At 63.5% G+C, this 16,578-nt stretch carries 15 protein-coding genes; 8 read left to right on the forward strand and 7 right to left on the reverse strand.

Annotated features, from left to right (window positions below; all coding sequences use genetic code 11):
- Nucleotides 1-6: 6 nt before the first annotated feature.
- From ACQ5BM_RS12105 to ACQ5BM_RS12125, 5 genes are all read right to left on the reverse strand, one after another.
- Nucleotides 7-753, reverse strand: coding sequence for an ABC transporter ATP-binding protein (locus ACQ5BM_RS12105; protein WP_429811995.1), 747 nt, complete (start codon nt 751-753; stop codon nt 7-9).
- Nucleotides 747-1,559: an ATP-binding cassette domain-containing protein gene (locus tag ACQ5BM_RS12110; protein WP_429811210.1), complete on the reverse strand. Its 813-nt coding sequence runs from the start codon at nt 1,557-1,559 to the stop codon at nt 747-749. The genes ACQ5BM_RS12105 and ACQ5BM_RS12110 overlap by 7 nt, the downstream gene beginning before the upstream one ends.
- A complete protein-coding gene (locus ACQ5BM_RS12115; protein ID WP_429811212.1) occupies nt 1,556-2,407 on the reverse strand; it encodes an ABC transporter permease in 852 nt (283 codons plus the stop codon). Before ACQ5BM_RS12115 ends, ACQ5BM_RS12110 begins: the two co-directional genes overlap by 4 nt.
- Nucleotides 2,404-3,369 carry an ABC transporter permease gene (locus tag ACQ5BM_RS12120; RefSeq protein ID WP_429811998.1) on the reverse strand — a complete coding sequence of 322 codons (966 nt, stop codon included), beginning with the start codon at nt 3,367-3,369 and terminating at the stop codon, nt 2,404-2,406. The genes ACQ5BM_RS12115 and ACQ5BM_RS12120 overlap by 4 nt, the downstream gene beginning before the upstream one ends.
- A 216-nt stretch (nt 3,370-3,585) precedes the next feature.
- Nucleotides 3,586-5,130 carry an ABC transporter substrate-binding protein gene (locus ACQ5BM_RS12125; protein WP_429811214.1) on the reverse strand — a complete coding sequence of 515 codons (1,545 nt, stop codon included), beginning with the start codon at nt 5,128-5,130 and terminating at the stop codon, nt 3,586-3,588.
- Between the two features lie 479 nt (nt 5,131-5,609).
- On the opposite strand from ACQ5BM_RS12125, the gene ACQ5BM_RS12130 reads away from it, so the two are divergent.
- The 7 genes from ACQ5BM_RS12130 (at nt 5,610) to ACQ5BM_RS12160 (ending at nt 13,139) form a co-directional block, all read left to right on the forward strand.
- The gene (locus ACQ5BM_RS12130; protein WP_429811216.1) at nt 5,610-6,683 is read left to right on the forward strand and encodes a LacI family DNA-binding transcriptional regulator; all 1,074 of its coding nucleotides are present in this window, start codon (nt 5,610-5,612) and stop codon (nt 6,681-6,683) included.
- A complete protein-coding gene (locus tag ACQ5BM_RS12135; protein WP_429811218.1) occupies nt 6,680-7,702 on the forward strand; it encodes an ABC transporter substrate-binding protein in 1,023 nt (340 codons plus the stop codon). Before ACQ5BM_RS12130 ends, ACQ5BM_RS12135 begins: the two co-directional genes overlap by 4 nt.
- A gap of 102 nt (nt 7,703-7,804) precedes the next feature.
- The gene (locus ACQ5BM_RS12140) at nt 7,805-8,632 is read left to right on the forward strand and encodes an ABC transporter permease (protein WP_429811220.1); all 828 of its coding nucleotides are present in this window, start codon (nt 7,805-7,807) and stop codon (nt 8,630-8,632) included.
- Nucleotides 8,629-9,408 (forward strand): ABC transporter permease, encoded by a 780-nt coding sequence (locus tag ACQ5BM_RS12145; protein ID WP_429811222.1) that lies wholly within the window; start codon nt 8,629-8,631, stop codon nt 9,406-9,408. The genes ACQ5BM_RS12140 and ACQ5BM_RS12145 overlap by 4 nt, the downstream gene beginning before the upstream one ends.
- Nucleotides 9,401-10,429 carry an ABC transporter ATP-binding protein gene (locus ACQ5BM_RS12150; RefSeq protein WP_429811224.1) on the forward strand — a complete coding sequence of 343 codons (1,029 nt, stop codon included), beginning with the start codon at nt 9,401-9,403 and terminating at the stop codon, nt 10,427-10,429. Before ACQ5BM_RS12145 ends, ACQ5BM_RS12150 begins: the two co-directional genes overlap by 8 nt.
- Before the next feature lie 5 nt (nt 10,430-10,434).
- Nucleotides 10,435-11,355 (forward strand): nucleoside hydrolase, encoded by a 921-nt coding sequence (locus tag ACQ5BM_RS12155; RefSeq protein ID WP_429812001.1) that lies wholly within the window; start codon nt 10,435-10,437, stop codon nt 11,353-11,355.
- Nucleotides 11,352-13,139 carry an adenine deaminase gene (locus ACQ5BM_RS12160; protein WP_429811226.1) on the forward strand — a complete coding sequence of 596 codons (1,788 nt, stop codon included), beginning with the start codon at nt 11,352-11,354 and terminating at the stop codon, nt 13,137-13,139. Before ACQ5BM_RS12155 ends, ACQ5BM_RS12160 begins: the two co-directional genes overlap by 4 nt.
- A gap of 141 nt (nt 13,140-13,280) precedes the next feature.
- Here the strand turns inward: ACQ5BM_RS12160 and ACQ5BM_RS12165 are convergent, their stop codons facing one another.
- The gene (locus ACQ5BM_RS12165) at nt 13,281-14,456 is read right to left on the reverse strand and encodes a M20 aminoacylase family protein (RefSeq protein WP_429811228.1); all 1,176 of its coding nucleotides are present in this window, start codon (nt 14,454-14,456) and stop codon (nt 13,281-13,283) included.
- A 173-nt stretch (nt 14,457-14,629) separates the two neighbouring features.
- On the opposite strand from ACQ5BM_RS12165, the gene ACQ5BM_RS12170 reads away from it, so the two are divergent.
- On the forward strand, nt 14,630-15,331 hold the full coding sequence (locus ACQ5BM_RS12170) for a phosphoribosyltransferase (RefSeq protein ID WP_429811230.1): 702 nt from the start codon (nt 14,630-14,632) through the stop codon (nt 15,329-15,331).
- Between the two features lies 1 nt (nt 15,332).
- On the opposite strand, the gene ACQ5BM_RS12175 is transcribed toward ACQ5BM_RS12170, so the two are convergent.
- Nucleotides 15,333-16,577, reverse strand: a complete 1,245-nt coding sequence (locus ACQ5BM_RS12175) for a sensor histidine kinase (protein WP_429811232.1) — start codon at nt 16,575-16,577, stop codon at nt 15,333-15,335.
- Between the last annotated feature and the right edge of the window lies 1 nt (nt 16,578).

Genomic DNA, 16,578 nt, shown 5'->3' on the forward strand with positions numbered 1-16,578 from the left:
CCCTCGTCAGGCCGGCATGCGCGGAATGCTGGCAAGCAGCCGCCGCGTATAGGGGTGCTTAGGTGCGGTCAGAATGTCGCGGGTCCTGCCGCTTTCGACCACCTTGCCGCGCTCTAGAATGACCATCTCCTCGCAAAGCGCGGCGACGACGCCGAGATCGTGGGAGACGAACACCAGCGTCACTCGTTCCGCAAGCGTCTTGAACAACTCGACGATGCGGATGCGGGTGGAAAGGTCCAGCGCGCTGACCGCCTCGTCCGCCAGCACGATCTGCGGACCGGCGACGATCGCGCGGGCAATGGCGATGCGTTGGCGCTGTCCGCCGGAGAATTCGTGCGGATAGCGCTGCATGGCGTCGAGCGGCAGGCCGACCGCTTCAAGCGCTTCGGCGACCGCTTTTGCCCGATCCCCCGCAATACGCAGTGAGCGCAGGGGTTCGGCGATGATGTCGACGACACGTTGGCGTGGATCGAGCGACGAATAGGGGTCCTGGAACACCGGCTGCACGGCGCGGCGATAGCGGCGCATGAAGGCGCCGTTGCCGGGGTCGAGCCGTTCGTCGCCGAAATGGATGGTGCCGGTCGTCGGCCGAACGAGCCCGAGCATGAGGCGTAGAAGCGTCGTCTTGCCGGATCCGGACTCGCCGACGAGACCGACGCTCACGCCGGGACGGACCGAGAGCGAAACGTCGTTGAGCGTGGTCTGCTGGCGCGAATAGCCGAAGCTGACGTTTTGAAGATCGAGCATCATGATCCGGTTGTCCCCAGCGCTTCGTCGAACAGGCGGGCGGCTTCGACCAGGGTCTTGGTATAATCGTGCCGAGGCTTGCCGAAGACCGTGCCGACCGCGCCTTCCTCGACTGCGAGACCATTGCGCAGCACGATGACACGCTCCACGACCTGGGCAACGACGGGCAGGTCATGGCTGATGAACAGCAGTGCCATGCCCGTTTCGCGAACCAGGCGGTCGAGAAGTGCGAGGATCTCGGCTTGCGTGGTGACGTCGAGCGCCGTCGTCGGTTCGTCGGCGATCAGCAGCTTTGGGCGGCAGGCGAGCGCCATGGCAATGGCGACTCGCTGACGCTGACCGCCGGACACTTCATGCGGATAGGACTTCGCGATGCGTTCGGGTTGCGGCAATGCCACCTTGTCGATGAGGTCGCGGACTTCGCGGTTTATGACTTCCGTCGTTACCTTACCGCCCTCGCGCTCCAGGCGCCGACGGACCGGCTCGGCGATCTGCCGGCTGATTTTCATCAGAGGGTCCAGAGCCGTCAGCGGCTCCTGAAACACGACGGCAGCGGCAACACCGCGCAAGCGGTTCATGACCCTGTCTGTGGCGCCGACGACCTGTTGCCCGTCGAGTTCGATCGAACCGGCTACGCTAATCGAGGGCGGCAGCAGACCGGTCGCAGCCATGGCGGTCATCGACTTGCCGGAACCGGACTCACCGATCAGTCCGATGCGCTCGCCGGGGCGGATCGTGAAGGAGAGATCGGACACCAGCGGCTTGTCGTTGGCGCGGATCGTGAGCCCCCGGATATCGAGAAGCGCTGTCATCGCGATCTCCCGCGTGTCGGATCGGCGACATCGCGCAGGCCATCGGCAAGAAGGTTCATGCCGATGACGAGCGCGACCAGCGCGATGCCGGGAGCGATCGCGCCGACCGGCGCCGTATAGACCGTGCCCTGGGCTTCCTGAAGCAACCGCCCCCAGGAGGCGTTCGGTGGCGGCGCGCCGAGGCCGAGGTAGGAAAGCGATGCCTCGGCGATAACAGCGAGACCAAACTGCAGGGCAAAGTTGACCGAGAGCGTCGGCCAGATGTTCGGAAGCACATGGCGGAAAACCACGCCCGCCCAGGATGTCCCCGACGTGCGCGAGGCGATGATGTAGTCTTGCCGGAGCACGCGCTTGGCGAGGATGCGGGTCAGCCGCGCGACGATGGCAGAGATGGCAAGACCAAGGGCCAGGATCGCAGTCCAGAGGCTGGCGCTGTCGCTTGCCGCCACCACCAGCATTGCCAAGAGCAGGGTCGGGAAGGCGATCAGAATGTCGAGCGTTGCGGCCATCACGTCGTCGGCAAGGCGCGTGGCGAAGGCGGCGAGCACGCCGAGACTGACGCCGATCATGGCACCGATCGCCACCGCGCCGGTGCCGACAAGGAGCGCGGTGCGCGCGCCGATCATCAATTGCGTGAGCAGGTCGCGTCCCAGCCGGTCGGTTCCGAGCCAATGCAGGAGCGACGGCGCCTCCAGCCGGCCGCCCGAGGCGTTCAACGGATCATAAGGCGTCCAGAACAGCGTCAGCACCGCCACGGCGAGGTTGATGCCGACGAGCACGAGCCCGATGGTGAGTGCCAGCGAATGCCGGCGCTGTCGCGTGGAAACGGATGTCTCGACCGGGCTCATGCGCGGCCTCCGACGGCGCGTTCACGCAGGCGCGGATCGATCAGGCGCTGGGTAAGATCGGCGGCGAAACCGATCAGAAGCACAAGCAGGGTGGAGATGAACAGCACGCCCTGAACGTTGGGATAGTCACGCTGTTCAATTGCGAGCAGCAGCATCGAGCCCAAGCCCGGCAGCGCGAAGACGCGCTCGACGACGACGGCGCCGAGCAGTGTTGTCGCGAGTTCGATGCCGAGAATGGAGACGATCGGCACCGCGCCGTTGCGGATGCCGTGGCGGATCAGGGCTTGCGGGAAGCTGGCGCCAAGGGCGCGGGCGGTGCGCAGATAGTCGCTGCCGAGAACGTCCTGAGTTGCCGAGCGCACGTAGCGCAGCAATGACGCGCCCATGACGAGTCCGATCGTCATGACCGGCAGCGTGAGTGCATAGAGCACCTGCCCCTCGTTCTGCCAGCCGCGCCGGGGAAAACCGCCCGACGGGAACAAACGGAAGGTGACCGCAAAGACGGTGACGAGCAGGATGCCGACCCAGAAAACGGGAATGGCGATGCCGAGCTGCGACACGGTCGAAATCAGCCCGCCATACCAGCGGTTGGCCTTGACTGCCGAAAGGATGCCGAGTGGCACGGCGATCAGAATGGCAAGAAAGAAGCCCATCAACGCCAGCGGTAGGGTGACGGTAAGCCGCGCGGCGATCTCCTCGATCACGGGTTTGCCGCTGACGAAGGACGTACCGAGATCGAAACGGGCGAGGCTGCCGGCAAAGCGCAGGAACTGCTGCCAGAGCGGCAGGTTCGAGCCGACCTGTTCGCGGGCCTTCTCGATCTGCGTGGCATCGGCGCCAACGGAAAGAAGCGCATTGGCGGGATCGCCGGGCAGCAGACGCAACAACACAAACAGCACCACCGCCGCGATCAGCAGCGAGAGGAGCAGAATGGCAAAGCGGCGGACGAGATAGGTGAGAATGGCTGCATTCCTTTCTTCTCACGGGGGGCCGTGATCAGAGATGTTGGCTTTTGCATCAAAACGGCGAGAGAGGCTAGAGCAAGGGCCTTACTTTAGCAGAGCCTGTGCGGGGCGGGCTGAAACGTCTCGGATGAAGTCAAGCCATGTTCGCGGAACGCAGAAGCCCCTGGATCCGATCCAGGGGCCCTTGTTGCCGTCAAAGCGGAGATCGGCGGCTTATTGTTCGCTCTTTTTGATGCCGTAAGCGAAGAATTGCGAGTTCAGCCCGTTTACCGGATAACCCGACACGGCCGAGCTCGAAACGACGATCTGCGGGTAGAGGTAGAGCCAATCGCTGGCGGCGTCCTCGGCGATGATCGTGTTGGCTTCCCGAAGCTTGGCGGTCTGCTCGTCGGTGGTGGCGGCCGCTTCCGAGGCCTTGATCAGGTCGACGACCTTGGGGTTGTTGTAACCCCAGTAGAAGTCCGGGTTGCCGTAAAAGACGATGTCTCGGTGGTTGACGTGTTCCTGCAGCGTCGCCTGGAAATCATGCGCCTTGTAGACCTTGGTGTACCACTCGTTGGCGGTGATCACGTTGATCTCGACCTTGATGTTGACCTTGGCGAGCTCGCTCTGAATGAATTGCGCGACGATCGGATGCGGATCGTAGTTCGGCGTGTCGAGCTTGAAGGTAAAGCCGTCTGCGAAGCCCGCTTCCTTTAGGAGCGCCTTGGCGCTTTCGACGTCATAGGCGTCGACGGCGGTCAGATCCACGTACCAGGGGTCGGTCGGCGGAACGAAGGAGCCGATCAGCGTGCCGTATTCACCCCAGATCGACGTCAGCAGTTTCTTGTCGTCAATAGCGCGCGCAATCGCCTTCCTGACCTTGACGTTGTCAAAGGGGGCGACGCGATCGTTGAAGGCTAGCAGTTCCTTGGTGGTCGACTGGCCGGCGGTGACGGTGAAGTCGGGATTGTCCTTGAACTGGGCGATCGAGTCCGGGCTCTGGACGCTGGTGATGATATCGACGGCGCCCGTCAGGAGCGCATTGTTGAGCGCGGTTGCGTCGGTGAAATACTGGAAGACGACTTCGCCGTTGGTGGGCGCCGTGCCCCAGTATTTGTCGTTGCGGGTCAAGGCCAGCGACGAGCCGCGGCGCCATTCCTCGAGGCGATAGGGGCCGGTGCCGTCTTCGCTCGCGTTCAGATCCTTCGCCGCATCGTTGACGATCCAGACGTAGCTCAGATTGTAGGGCAGCGAGATCGAGCGCTCCGAGAGCTTGACGACGACCGTCTGGTCGTCCGGTGTTTCGATCGCGCTGATCGTCGCGAGGCTCTTCTTGCGCGAGCTCTTCGATTGCTCGGCCGTCACGCGTTCGATGCTGTATTTGACGTCTGCAGCCGTCAGGGGATCGCCGGAGTGGAAGGTGACGCCGGGGCGAAGCTTGAAGGTATAGGTGAGGCCGTCATCGCTGACGTTTTGCTCGGCAACGAGGCCAGGCTGGACTTCGCCGGCATCCGTCAGCGTGAACAACGCTTCATAGACGTTGCCGTTGAAGGCCTCGTTGATGCCCTGTCCGGCGCCGGCAGTATTGTCGAGGTTCTGCGGCTCATAGAGCGAGCCGATCGTGATCGAGGCGTTCGGGTCGAACTTCGCGTCCTCGGCGAAGACGGCTGTGCTCGACGAGAGAGCGAGCGCCAGCGTGGCGGCGGCGAGCGTTGAGCCCGGTGCCCGGAGGCCGTGTCCCTTGGTCTTGCCAAAGCCGATGATATTGCCAGTCATGTCCCAAACTCCTGCATTATGCCTGTCGCGTGTTTCGCGCTCTACCGATTGTACGCATCGGATGATTGCGATGCATCATACTTATTCCCTAGTAATTTAGTGGGTAAATTGGTTCCATTTATTTGCCGAAGTTGAAAATTGTACCCGCTGCCTTGCCCTCCCTGGCGAAGGCCTTTCCGATGGCGGTGAGAAGCGACGCTTGCCAGATATATCAGTATGCGATGATAAGCCTCTTTGAATTTTAACGGCCTAGCGCGTCCCGCTTGGCCCAAGTCGTCGCCTTCTGTTCGTCTGTCGCCGTGAAAGTCGCTGTCCGCAAACGCAGTCAGCCGACCAGATGAGCGGTTGATTGTCGTCCACAATGAGATTCTCTCGAAAATTGTAAAATGCAACGAGTCGACAAAAGGATTCGACAGTCCCGGGATTCTGATATATCGCGTGATTAATCGTTTAATCACGCGATAGCGGAAACCACTGACTTGGCGCGTTCCGGACCAAAACTGACGAGGATTGCCAGAACGCTCGGCGTGTCCGCGGCCACGGTTTCGAACGCGCTCTCGGGCAAGGGACGCGTTTCCGCCGAAATGGTGGAAAAGATCCGCGCCACGGCTGCCGAGCTCGGTTACGTGCCGAGCCAGGCGGGCAGGGCGCTGCGCACCGGCCGCACCGCCGTCATCGGCCTCGTACTCCCCGATATCGCCAATCCGCTCTTCCCGCAGATTGCCCAGGCGATCGAACTCGCCGCTTCCTCCTCCGGCTACGGCGTGCTGATCGCGGACTCGCGCGGTGACGTCTCGACCCAGACCAAGGCGATCGAGCGGTTGATCGATCGCGACGTTGATGGCCTGGTCATCGTGCCTAGGCGGGGCACCCGCATCGCCGATGTCGGTTGTCCGGTTGCCGTCATCGATACGCCGTCAACACCGGGCAACACGGTTGCCGCCGACCATTGGGGCGGCGGCCAGCAGATTGCCGAGCACCTGAAGGCGCTCGGGCACCGCCGCGTACTGATCATCGGCAACAATCCCGCCTCGAACGTGCAGAACGACCGCGCCGGCGGGATCCGATCGGTCTTCGGCGAGGGGTTCCACACCGACACGCTCTGGATCGAGCCGCTGGAGAAAGTGGCTGGCAAGGGCTGTCCGCTCGGGCTCGCCAAAAAGGTGGCGGAAGGCTACACCGCCTTTGCCTGCATTTCCGATCTCCATGCGCTTCGGGCGCTGACCGAACTGCAGCGTGCCGGCATCAACGTGCCGGAGAAGGCGAGCGTTACCGGCTTCGATGACCTCATCTGGTCGCCGGTCATCACGCCGGCGCTGACGACCGCGCGCATGGACATGACCGAGATTGCGGCTGTCGCCGTCGCAGCGCTGGTCAAGGCGATCCGCGAGCGCGACCCGTCCGATCCTGAAATCGGCGCACCGGTCACTGCCGAAAAGGCCAAGGTGGCGATGCACCTGGTCGTCCGGCAATCGGCTGCCGCACCACCTCAACCGATCCAAGCCACTGCCACCACAGCCACATCCGTCACCGAAGGAGGACACCAGCCATGAAAAAGTTTCTGCTTGCCTCGAGCGCGCTCTTGCTCGTCGCCGCCCCAGCCGCGTCTGCTCAGGAAAAGACGCTGACCATTTCCGTCTATGGCTTTGCCCAGGATGCCTTCAAGGAACTGGTCTATACGCCGTTCGAACAGAAATGCGGCTGCAAGCTCGTCGTCGAGACCGGCAACAGCGTCGAGCGCCTGGCGAAGATGGAAGCCAACAAGGCAAGCCCCGTCGTCGACATGGCTGTGGTCTCGATGGCCGATGCACTTTCGGCCTCCCGCGCCGGCCTGATCGAAAAGATCGACACCTCGAAGCTCCAGAACTTCAACAAGCTCTATGACCTTGCCAAGGACCCGAACGGCGACGGCATGAGCGTCGGCTACACCTTCTATGCGACCTCGATCGTCTATCGCTCGGACAAGATGGAGGTGAACTCCTGGGCCGATCTTCTCGACGAGAAGAACGCCAGCCACGTTGCCTTCCCGAACGTTACCACCAACCAGGGCCCGCCGGCGCTCTACATGGTCGGCGAAGCGCTCGGCAAGAACACGCCTGATCTCAAGGACGCGATCGCTGCCGTCGGCGCCAAGAAGGACGAAATCGTCACGTTCTACGTCAAGTCCTCGCAGCTCGTGCAGCTTATGCAGCAGGAGGAGATCTGGGCGGCACCGATCGGCCGCTTCTCCTGGGAAGGCTTCACCAAGCTCAATCTGCCGATCAAGTGGGCGACGCCGAAGGAAGGACAGACCGGCGGCATGAACGTGATGGTGCTGACCAAGGGCGGCAAGAACCAGGAGCTCGCGCTGCAGTTCATGGACTTCTGGCTTTCGACCGAAATCCAGACCGCGCTTGCCGAAAAGCTGGTCGACAGCCCGGCCAACAAGGATGTGAAGGTTTCGCCCGAGATCGCTGAAAACCTCACTTACGGCGAAGAGACCGTGAAGAACCTGAAGCTCATCCCGTCCGCCGTCGCCCTCGACAACCGCGAGGCGTGGCTCTCGGAATGGAACGCACAGGTCGGCCAGTAAGTCTGAGCAATTGATACCTCCACCGGTGGGCACTGATCGCCGGTGGAGACCTCATGCGACGGGCGCAAGGACACGCCCAGGAATGCCTTGAAAGGAAGAAGGATGTTCCAGAACCGCGCCGAAGCCCTGGCGCTCGCTCTGCCGGCGGCGGTCTTTGCGGCGATCGTCTTTCTCGCACCGGTGGTGATCCTGCTGGCGGAAGGGTTTCGCAATGCCGATAGCTGGTCGCTTGTCGCCTATACGAACTTCTTCTCCGATCCGCTGAACCGTACCGTCTTCCTGCGCACCTTCCGGCTCGGCCTGATGGTCACCGCCGTTTCGGCCGTCATCGGTTATGCTGCGGCCTTTGCGATCGTCAATCTGACGCCGCGCAGCAAGGGACAGATGATCGGCCTCGTCGTGCTGCCGCTGATGATCTCGTCGGTTGCCAGGACCTACGCCTGGATCGTTATCCTCGGCCGCACCGGCATCGTCAACCAGGCGCTCCAGCTCGTCGGTCTCTCGGACGAGCCGATCCGTTTCCTATTTACAGAGACGGCCGTGTTCGTCGGCCTCTTGCAGCTCTTCCTGCCCCTGATGATCCTGTCGCTGATCAGCGCGCTCGAAAACATGCCGAAGGATGCAATCCCGGCTGCCCGTGTTCTCGGCGCCAACTGGTTTCAGGTGTTCTTCAAGGTGATCCTGCCGCTGACCAAGGAGGGCCTGGTGATCGGTGGCACGCTCGTCTTCACCGGTTCGCTTACCGCCTACATCACGCCGGCGATCCTCGGCGGCTCCAAAGTGCTGATGCTCGAAACGCTGCTCTACCAGCGCGTCACCGTCGCCAACGACTTCGTCTCGGCAAGCGTCATCGCCTTCATCCTGATCGTCATGAGCTTTGCCGCCAATCTTCTCCTGAAACGGCTTGCCACCGCGAGGAACAAGCGATGACACCGCGCGTCTTTACGCCTCTCGTTCTCTTCCTGGTGATCGGCTTCCTAATCGGGCCGTTCTTTATCATCGTTGCCGCCTCGCTTTCCGGCGGCGAGACACTCGCTTTCCCGCCGCAGGGCTTCTCGCTGCAATGGGTCGCCAAGGTTTTCACGGTCGAGAGCTTCCGCGAGAGCTTCGCGATCTCGATGCTTTTGGCGATCGGCGGTACCGCCGCGGCGCTCGTCCTCGGGGTGCCGGCATCCTACGCGCTTTCGCGCTACAAGCTGCCCTTTGGCGAAACGGTCAGAACCATCGTCTCGCTGCCGATCATCGTGCCCGGCATCATCGTCGGCCTAGCGCTCTTGCGGTATATCGTCGTGCCATTCGGCGTCAACATCACGCTAACGCTGTTCCTGGCGCACACGGCGCTGGTTCTGCCCTATGCGGTGCGCGTCGTCTCCGCGAGCCTCAACAACCTGCGCTCCGATATCGAGGAGGCGGCAGTGCTGCTCGGCTCTTCTCGCGCCGGCGCCTTTTTCCGGGTGGTGATGCCGAATATCCGCAGCGGCATTCTCGCTGCCTTCATCCTCGGTTTCGTCACGAGCTTCAATCAGGTGCCGGTGTCGCTCTTCCTCTCCGGCCCGGGCGTGCGCACGCTGCCGATCGACATGCTCTCCTATATGGAGATCACCTACGACCCGTCGGTCGCGGCCCTTTCTGCACTGCTCGCCTTCATGTCCATCGGCATCGTCTTCCTTGCCGAACGCTTCCTGGGGTTCTCTCGCTATGTCTGATGCCGCCTTCCTCAGCCTTGAAAAACTGACGCTCGCCTACGGCGACACCGTTGCGGTGAAGGATCTCGACCTTTCGATCCGCAAGGGCGAGCTCGTGGCGTTCCTGGGCCCTTCGGGCTGCGGCAAGACCACGACGATGCGTTCGATCGCGGGCCTTCTCTCGCCGGCCTCCGGCGCGATCAGGCTCGACGGCGCCGATATTACCCGCGTTTCCGCGAACAAGCGCTCGGTGGGCCTCGTCTTCCAGTCCTATGCGCTGTTCCCGCACCTGACCGTGTTCGAAAACGTCGCCTTCGGCCTGCGGCTGAAGAAGTTGCCGGCCGCTGACATCGAGAGCAAGGTAACGGCCGGGCTGAAATCGGTCGGCCTTTCGAAATTCTCCGCCCGCAAACCGGGCGAGCTTTCCGGCGGCCAGCAGCAGCGCGTCGCGCTGGCGCGCTCTATGGTGATGGAGCCGAAGGTGCTCTTGCTCGACGAGCCGCTGTCGAACCTCGATGCGCGCCTTCGCCTCGAAATGCGTACGGAACTGAAGCGTGTGCAGAAGGAAACCGGCGTGACGATGATCTTCGTCACCCATGATCAGGGCGAGGCCCTGTCGCTGGCGGACCGCATCGTCGTCATGCTGAACGGCGCGATCGAGCAGATTGGCACGCCCGAGGACATCTACAACCGCCCCGTCTCGCGTTTCGTCGCCGATTTCGTCGGTTTCGAGAACATCTTTGCCGTCGAGGGCGGCAAGCTCAAGGCCGGCAACGGCCAGATCGAACTCTCCGGATCCCTGCCGCCTGACACGGCAGGGCTTGCGTGGCGTCCGCGCATGGTGTCCCTGGGCTCAGGTCCTTTCCAGGGCACCGTGCGCGGAGCCTCTTTCTCCGGCAGCACGCGAGAATATCTGCTCGATACGCCGCTCGGCGCCATCAAGGCGGAAGAGGATGCCGCCCTCGCAGCGCGTGAAAGCGGCACTGCCATCGCCTTCGACCTGCCGGTCGAGAAGGCCGCGCGCCTCAAGAAGTTCGGTTGAAGTCAATGGGTGTCTGGATCGATACGGACATGGGCTTCGACGATATCGCCGCAGTGCTTGTCGTCCTCCATGCCGACGAAGACATCGATGGCGTCTCCCTTGTCTTCGGCAATACGCCGCTTGATCAGGTGAAGCGCAACGCCGCCGGCGCCGCACGCGCCTTCGGCTGGGCTTTTCCCATCCATGAAGGCCGCGCCCTGCCGGTGCTGGGCAAGCTCGAAACCGCCGAGCGCATCCTCGGCGAAGCCGGTATGCCAACCGCTGGGCTGACGCTGCCGCAAGCCGATGCGTTGCCATCGAGCGATGCCTTCGCTGCGCTTTGCGTTTGGCTGGAACAAGAAGGGCCGAGGCGGGTGCTTGCGCTCGGGCCGCTCACCAATCTCGCCGCACTTTGCCTAGCCCGCCCCGATCTGGCCGCGCGCATCACCGATCTCACCTGGATGGGCGGCGGGGTCACCAGCGGCAACCATACGGCTTCCGCCGAATTCAACGCCTTCGCCGATCCAGAGGCACTGGCCATCGTACTTGCGCACGGCTTGCCGCTGCGCATGGTCGATCTCGATCTTTGCCGCAAGGTCTTCGCCTACCCGGACGACGTGGCACCGATCCGTTCGGCCGGCGGCGCCAATGCGGTGCTGATCGCCGATCTGCTTGCCGGATACATCTCGATCGGAACCCGCCGTGGACGGCCGGGCATGGCGATCTATGACCCTTGCGCCGCCGTCGCCTTCGTCAATCCGGGGGCCGTCTCCTTCCGAAGTGCGCGTATCGATGTCGAGCTCGGCGGTTCGCTCACGCGCGGGCGCACCGTCGTCGAAACGCGCGAAAGCCATGCGACCTTCAATGCTGAATACGCGGTCGATGCTCATGTGGAAACGACCCGAGCACAGATCCTCGGCGCCCTGATGAAGGAGGCGCAGCAATGAGTGCCGTACGGCAGCCTCAAGACCTGATGGATGCGGCGCTCCGCACTCGAGCCGTGGCAGCAGCGCGCGGCGACGAACCGTTTGAGGTTCTGATACAGGGCGGAACGCTGGTGGACGTGGTGACGGGTGAGCTTCGCCCGGCCGATATCGGCATCGTCGGGGCGTTGATTGCGAGCGTCCATGTGCCCGCCGCGCGCCGCGATGCGGCAACCGTCATCGATGCGAGCGGAACCTTCGTTTCTCCGGGCCTGATCGACACGCATATGCATGTCGAAAGCTCGATGGTGACGCCGGCGAATTACGCCAATGCGGTGCTGCCGCGTGGCGTCACGACGGTCGTCTGGGATCCGCACGAGTTCGGCAATGTCAACGGCGTCGCCGGCGTGCGCTGGGCCGCGGATGCCATTGCCGGGCTGCCACTGCGCACGGTCTTGCTGGCGCCTTCCAGCGTGCCGTCTGCACCCGGGCTTGAACGGGCCGGCGCCGATTTCGATGCCGGCGTGATCGCCGACATCCTGAGCTGGCCGGAAATCGGCGGCGTCGCCGAGATGATGAACATGCGGGGCGTCATCGACGGCGAGGCGCGGATCAGCGCGATCGTCCAGGCGGGGCTCGCAGCCCGCAAGCCGGTCAACGGTCATGCGCGCGGCCTTGCGGGCGCAGACTTGCAGGCTTTCGTCACCGCCGGCGTCAGCTCTGACCATGAGCTCGTCTCGGGCGATGATCTGATGGAAAAGCTCAGGGCAGGTCTGTCGATCGAATTACGCGGCTCGCACGATCACCTGCTGCCGGAATTCGTCAAGGCGCTCAACGGCTTGGGCCATCTTCCGCAGACGGTGACGCTCTGCACCGACGACGTTTTCCCCGATGATCTCGCCCAGGCCGGCGGTCTCGATGACGTCGTTCGCCGGTTGGTCCGCTATGGCTTGCCTGCTGAATGGGCGCTTCGGGCGGCGACGCTGAATGGGGCAGTTCGGCTGGGCCGGCACGATCTCGGCGTGATCGCGCCGGGGCGTCGGGCGGATATCGTGCTCTTCGATGATCTCGCCGAATTTCGCGCACGCACGGTCGTCGCAAGCGGCAAAACGATTGCCAGTGCCGGCCGGATGATTGAGCCGTTAACCGGTCTCGCTGCCGATAGGCTGCACGGCACGATGAAGATCGCCCCGCTTTCGGAGAACGATTTCCGCATTGGCGCGGATGGCGTGAAAGTGCGTGTCGCGACCATCGATCGCCCGCGCTTTACCCAGTGGGCCGAAGCCATTGCCGAAGTCGAGGACGGTTTCATCGTTCCGCCCGAAGGTACGACGATGATTGCGGTGGCGCATCGCCACGGGCGCGTGGACAGCCTGCCGCGCGCCGGTCTCCTGTCAGGCTGGGGCCACTGGCGCGGCGCCTTTGCGACCACGGTCTCGCATGACAGCCATAACCTCACCGTCTTCGGCGGCAATGCGGCCGATATGGTCGTTGCCGCCAACGCAGTGATTGCTGCCGGCGGCGGCATGGCCGCGGCGTCCGGCGGCAAGGTCGACGCGCTTCTGCCACTGCCGCTCGCCGGACTGGTCTCGGAGGATCCACTGGAAGAGGTCGCCGCAAGCTTTGCCGAACTCCGGGAGGCCGTCGGCCGCATCGTCGACTGGCAACCGCCATATCTGGTCTTCAAGGCCTGCTTCGGTGCGACGCTCGCTTGCAATGCAGGACCGCACCAGACCGACCGCGGCATCGCCGATGTCGTCACCGGCAAGCTGATGGAAAGCCCTGTTCTGGAAGTGCTTGAAGCGTGAGCGGCATGAGCTGCCCACCAGGGCGGCTCGTGAAAGCGGGCAAATCCGTAGCAGCAGATCGCCTCACGCTTCAGGAAAACGATCTAAACGTCTGGAATCGGGCGCTTTTGGACGGTCTTGCGTCCCTGCGCCTGATACGCGCTATCCGGCGCGTGCGAGTTCCTGCTCGACCAGCGTCGACCAGAAGGCAACGCCCGGCCCGATCGCCGCATCGTTGAAATCATAGGCAGTGTTGTGGTGGAGCGCGCCATCGACAGCGGGCCCGTTGCCGAGCCAGACGTAGCAGCCGGGTGCTTCGAGCCCGAAGAAGGCGAAGTCGTCGCCTGCCGTCGAGGGCGGAAATGCCGTGCGGGTCTTCGCACCGAAGATCGTCTGGGCCGCCTTCAACGCCCGCGCACTGGCATCGGTGTCGTTGACGACAGGCGGAATGCGGCGCTCGAATTCATAGTCGACGGAAATCCCGTACATCTCGGCCGTGCCACGTGCGAGCCGCCCGATCTCCCTTTCGAGCTGGTCGCGAACTTCGGGCGTGTAAGCGCGCGCGGTACCGCCGATCTCCACTACATCGGGGATGACGTTCAGCGCCTTCGGGTCGCCGGCGCGCACGGAACAGGCGCTGACGACGGCCGGCTGCAGCGGATCGACGACACGGCCGACGATCGATTGCAGCGACGCGAGGAAGGTGCCGGCAGCCGTCACCGGATCGCGACCGAGATGCGGCTTGGCGCCATGGGAGCCGACGCCGCGGAAGGTGAGCCGCCAGCTATCCGATGAGGCAAGCTGGGGGCCTGCGACGACGGCCATTTCGTCCGGATCGAGGCCGGGCATATTATGCAGGCCGTAAACGGCATCGCAGGGGAAGAGCTCGAAGAGCCCATCCTCGACCATGCGCTTCGCGCCGCCTCGCCCCTCTTCGGCCGGCTGGAAGATGAAGTGCACGGTGCCGGAGAAATTGCGCGTCTTCGCCAGATGGCGGGCGGCGCCAAGCAGCATCGCGGTGTGGCCGTCATGGCCGCAGGCGTGCATCTTGCCGGGCTCCCGGGATTTGTAGGGGCGATCGGCGATCTCCGGCATGGCCAGCGCGTCCATGTCGGCGCGAAGGCCGATCGACCGCGTTCCATTGCCCACTTGCAAGGTACCGACAACACCGGTTTTTCCCAAGCCACGGTGAACCTTTAGGCCCGCCTCTTCAAGCCATTTGGTAACGAGCTCGCTGGTGCGCACCTCCTCGAAACCCAATTCCGGATGGGCATGCAGATCGCGACGGAAGTCGGTGAGGAAGGTGAGGTCGTCGGCTATTCCGTCTGGCAGGCGCATCGGCAGGCATTCCCATGTTTCATCCGGTGAAAGGGCTTGTGAATTCCGCGTGCTTTGCTCGGCCCGCGGTGCCCTTTCGGTTTGATCGAAGTCGCAAACGGTATAGACGAAAACCGCCGGGACCAGAACAGCCAGCCGGCCGTTTTTGATCGCCTGTCATTCCAGGCGAAAGCATGCAGACGAGGACGAAGCCGATGCAGCCCCACGACTTCTGGCAGGATATCTATCCGCCGAAAAGCTTCGACATTCAGGCGGGTTATCGGGATTTCTTCCCGGCGACACTCGGTGATAACAGGCAGATCCTGTTGCCGATCCGGCCACTCGCTGACGGCAAGCACGCGCTCGCTTCTTTGATCGTCAATCAGGCCAGTTTTGCGGTCGAGGACGGACTGGCAACCGAACTTGCAGCAAAGCTCGCGCCCTTCGAACCGGATGTCGTCGCAGGCCTGCCGACGCTCGGTCTGACGCTTGCCTCCGCCGTTGCGCGCAAGCTCGGCCATAGCCGCTACGTGCCGCTCGGGACGTCCCGGAAGTTCTGGTACGTGGATGACCTGTCGGTGCCGCTTTCCTCGATCACCACGCCCGATCAGAAGAAGCGACTCTATGTTGATCCGCGCATGCTGCCGCTGCTTGGGGGAAAACGCGTGGCGCTGATCGACGATGTGATCTCCAGCGGCACGTCGATCGTTGCAGGACTCACGCTGATGGACGCCTGTGGCATCGCGCCAGTCGCGATCGGCGCTGCCATGCTGCAGACCGAGCGCTGGCGCCAACCGCTTGCCGAGCTTGCGCCCCATTGGCCTGAGCGTGTTGTCGGGGTATTTCAAACGCCGATGCTTCAGCGCGACGAGAATGGCATCTGGCGTGCCGTTTAGGCTATTGATACGCCGGAAGCGATACGACGAAGCAGGCGCCTCCGTCCGACGGAGCCTGATAGCGGACCGCGCCGCCATGGCGCTCAGCGATCTGGCGCACCAAGGCCAGCCCCAATCCCCAGCCGCCTGAGGCCTCGCCGCGTCCCGAAGGGCGGTAGAAGGGTTCGAAAATGCGAGTGCTCTCGTTCTCCGGGATGCCGGGGCCGTGATCGCGAACCCTGAGTTCAACCGTGCCGCCCGCCCGCGAAACGGTGGCCGTGACAGGAGGACGACCGTGGCGTAGCGCGTTCTGCATGAGATTGCGTACGAGCCTGCCGAGTAAGCGCACATCGCCCCTGACGATCGCGGCGACGCCGGTGACGTCGACGCCGTTGCGCGCGCCTTCTTCCGAGACCAACGCCAGAAGATCGATGGGCTCGAGCGCATCGAGCCTCTCGATATGGTCGAGCCGGCTTGCCAGCAGGATCTCCTCGACCAGGGTGTCGAGCTCTGCGAGGTTGCGGACGATCTCCTCCTTGCGGTTGTCGTCCGGGGCCTGTTCATAGAGGTCGATCGCCATCCGCAGGCGCGCGAGCGGTGAGCGCAGTTCGTGGCTGGCATTGGCGAGAAGTGCGCGATGTGACTTGATCAGCCGCTCGACATGATCGGCGGCCTTGTTGAAGCTCTTCGCCACCGCCGCGACCTCATCGCTGCCTTCGTCGGGCACACGCGCCACGAAATCGCCGGTGCCCCAGGCATCCACGCCTGCGCGCAGCCGCTCCAGCCGACGGGTCAGGTGGCGCACAACCGGATAGGCTGCAAGCCCGATGACGCCGGCAATCAAGGCCAGATAGGCGAGCGGATTGCGGCCGGATGGACGGAAAGGCGGCGCCATCCGCACGGCGACCGTGCGTCCGTCGGGCAATGCGGTCACCATGGTATGGAACCGGCCTCTGCCATGAGGCCACGATCCGTCTACCGCGTCAGGTGGAAGCGGCCGGCCGGCATTGGCGATCAGCTTGCCTTGCGGATCATAGACGGCGATGTCGGCGCCTAAGCCCTTTGAAAAACGCTGCAGCGTCTCCTCGACCGACCGCCGGTCCATGTCAGGCGGGATAAGCGTCGCGACGAACCGGGCGCGCTGGCTCTGCCAACTGGAGTCATCCTCGTCCTGCCCCAGCCACACGAACGCGGCACTGGCGATGGCGACCGCCGCAAGGCTCGCCAGCAGTGTCAGGTAGATCTTCAGGAACAGCCGGCTGCGCATC

The sequence above is a fragment of the Ensifer sp. B1-9 genome (genome assembly GCF_050474445.1).
Classification (GTDB): Bacteria; Pseudomonadota; Alphaproteobacteria; order Rhizobiales; family Rhizobiaceae; genus Ensifer.

What these genes read in the sequence shown, in the direction of transcription:
- ACQ5BM_RS12110 (WP_429811210.1), bottom strand. Translation starts at nt 1,559, where the DNA reads ATGACAGCGCTTCTCGATATCCGGGGGCTCACGATCCGCGCCAACGAC.
- ACQ5BM_RS12115 (WP_429811212.1), bottom strand. Translation starts at nt 2,407, where the DNA reads ATGAGCCCGGTCGAGACATCCGTTTCCACGCGACAGCGCCGGCATTCG.
- ACQ5BM_RS12125 (WP_429811214.1), bottom strand. Translation starts at nt 5,130, where the DNA reads ATGACTGGCAATATCATCGGCTTTGGCAAGACCAAGGGACACGGCCTC.
- ACQ5BM_RS12135 (WP_429811218.1), top strand. Translation starts at nt 6,680, where the DNA reads ATGAAAAAGTTTCTGCTTGCCTCGAGCGCGCTCTTGCTCGTCGCCGCC.
- ACQ5BM_RS12140 (WP_429811220.1), top strand. Translation starts at nt 7,805, where the DNA reads ATGTTCCAGAACCGCGCCGAAGCCCTGGCGCTCGCTCTGCCGGCGGCG.
- ACQ5BM_RS12145 (WP_429811222.1), top strand. Translation starts at nt 8,629, where the DNA reads ATGACACCGCGCGTCTTTACGCCTCTCGTTCTCTTCCTGGTGATCGGC.
- ACQ5BM_RS12150 (WP_429811224.1), top strand. Translation starts at nt 9,401, where the DNA reads ATGTCTGATGCCGCCTTCCTCAGCCTTGAAAAACTGACGCTCGCCTAC.
- ACQ5BM_RS12155 (WP_429812001.1), top strand. Translation starts at nt 10,435, where the DNA reads ATGGGTGTCTGGATCGATACGGACATGGGCTTCGACGATATCGCCGCA.
- ACQ5BM_RS12160 (WP_429811226.1), top strand. Translation starts at nt 11,352, where the DNA reads ATGAGTGCCGTACGGCAGCCTCAAGACCTGATGGATGCGGCGCTCCGC.
- ACQ5BM_RS12165 (WP_429811228.1), bottom strand. Translation starts at nt 14,456, where the DNA reads ATGCGCCTGCCAGACGGAATAGCCGACGACCTCACCTTCCTCACCGAC.
- ACQ5BM_RS12170 (WP_429811230.1), top strand. Translation starts at nt 14,630, where the DNA reads ATGCAGACGAGGACGAAGCCGATGCAGCCCCACGACTTCTGGCAGGAT.
- ACQ5BM_RS12175 (WP_429811232.1), bottom strand. Translation starts at nt 16,577, where the DNA reads ATGCGCAGCCGGCTGTTCCTGAAGATCTACCTGACACTGCTGGCGAGC.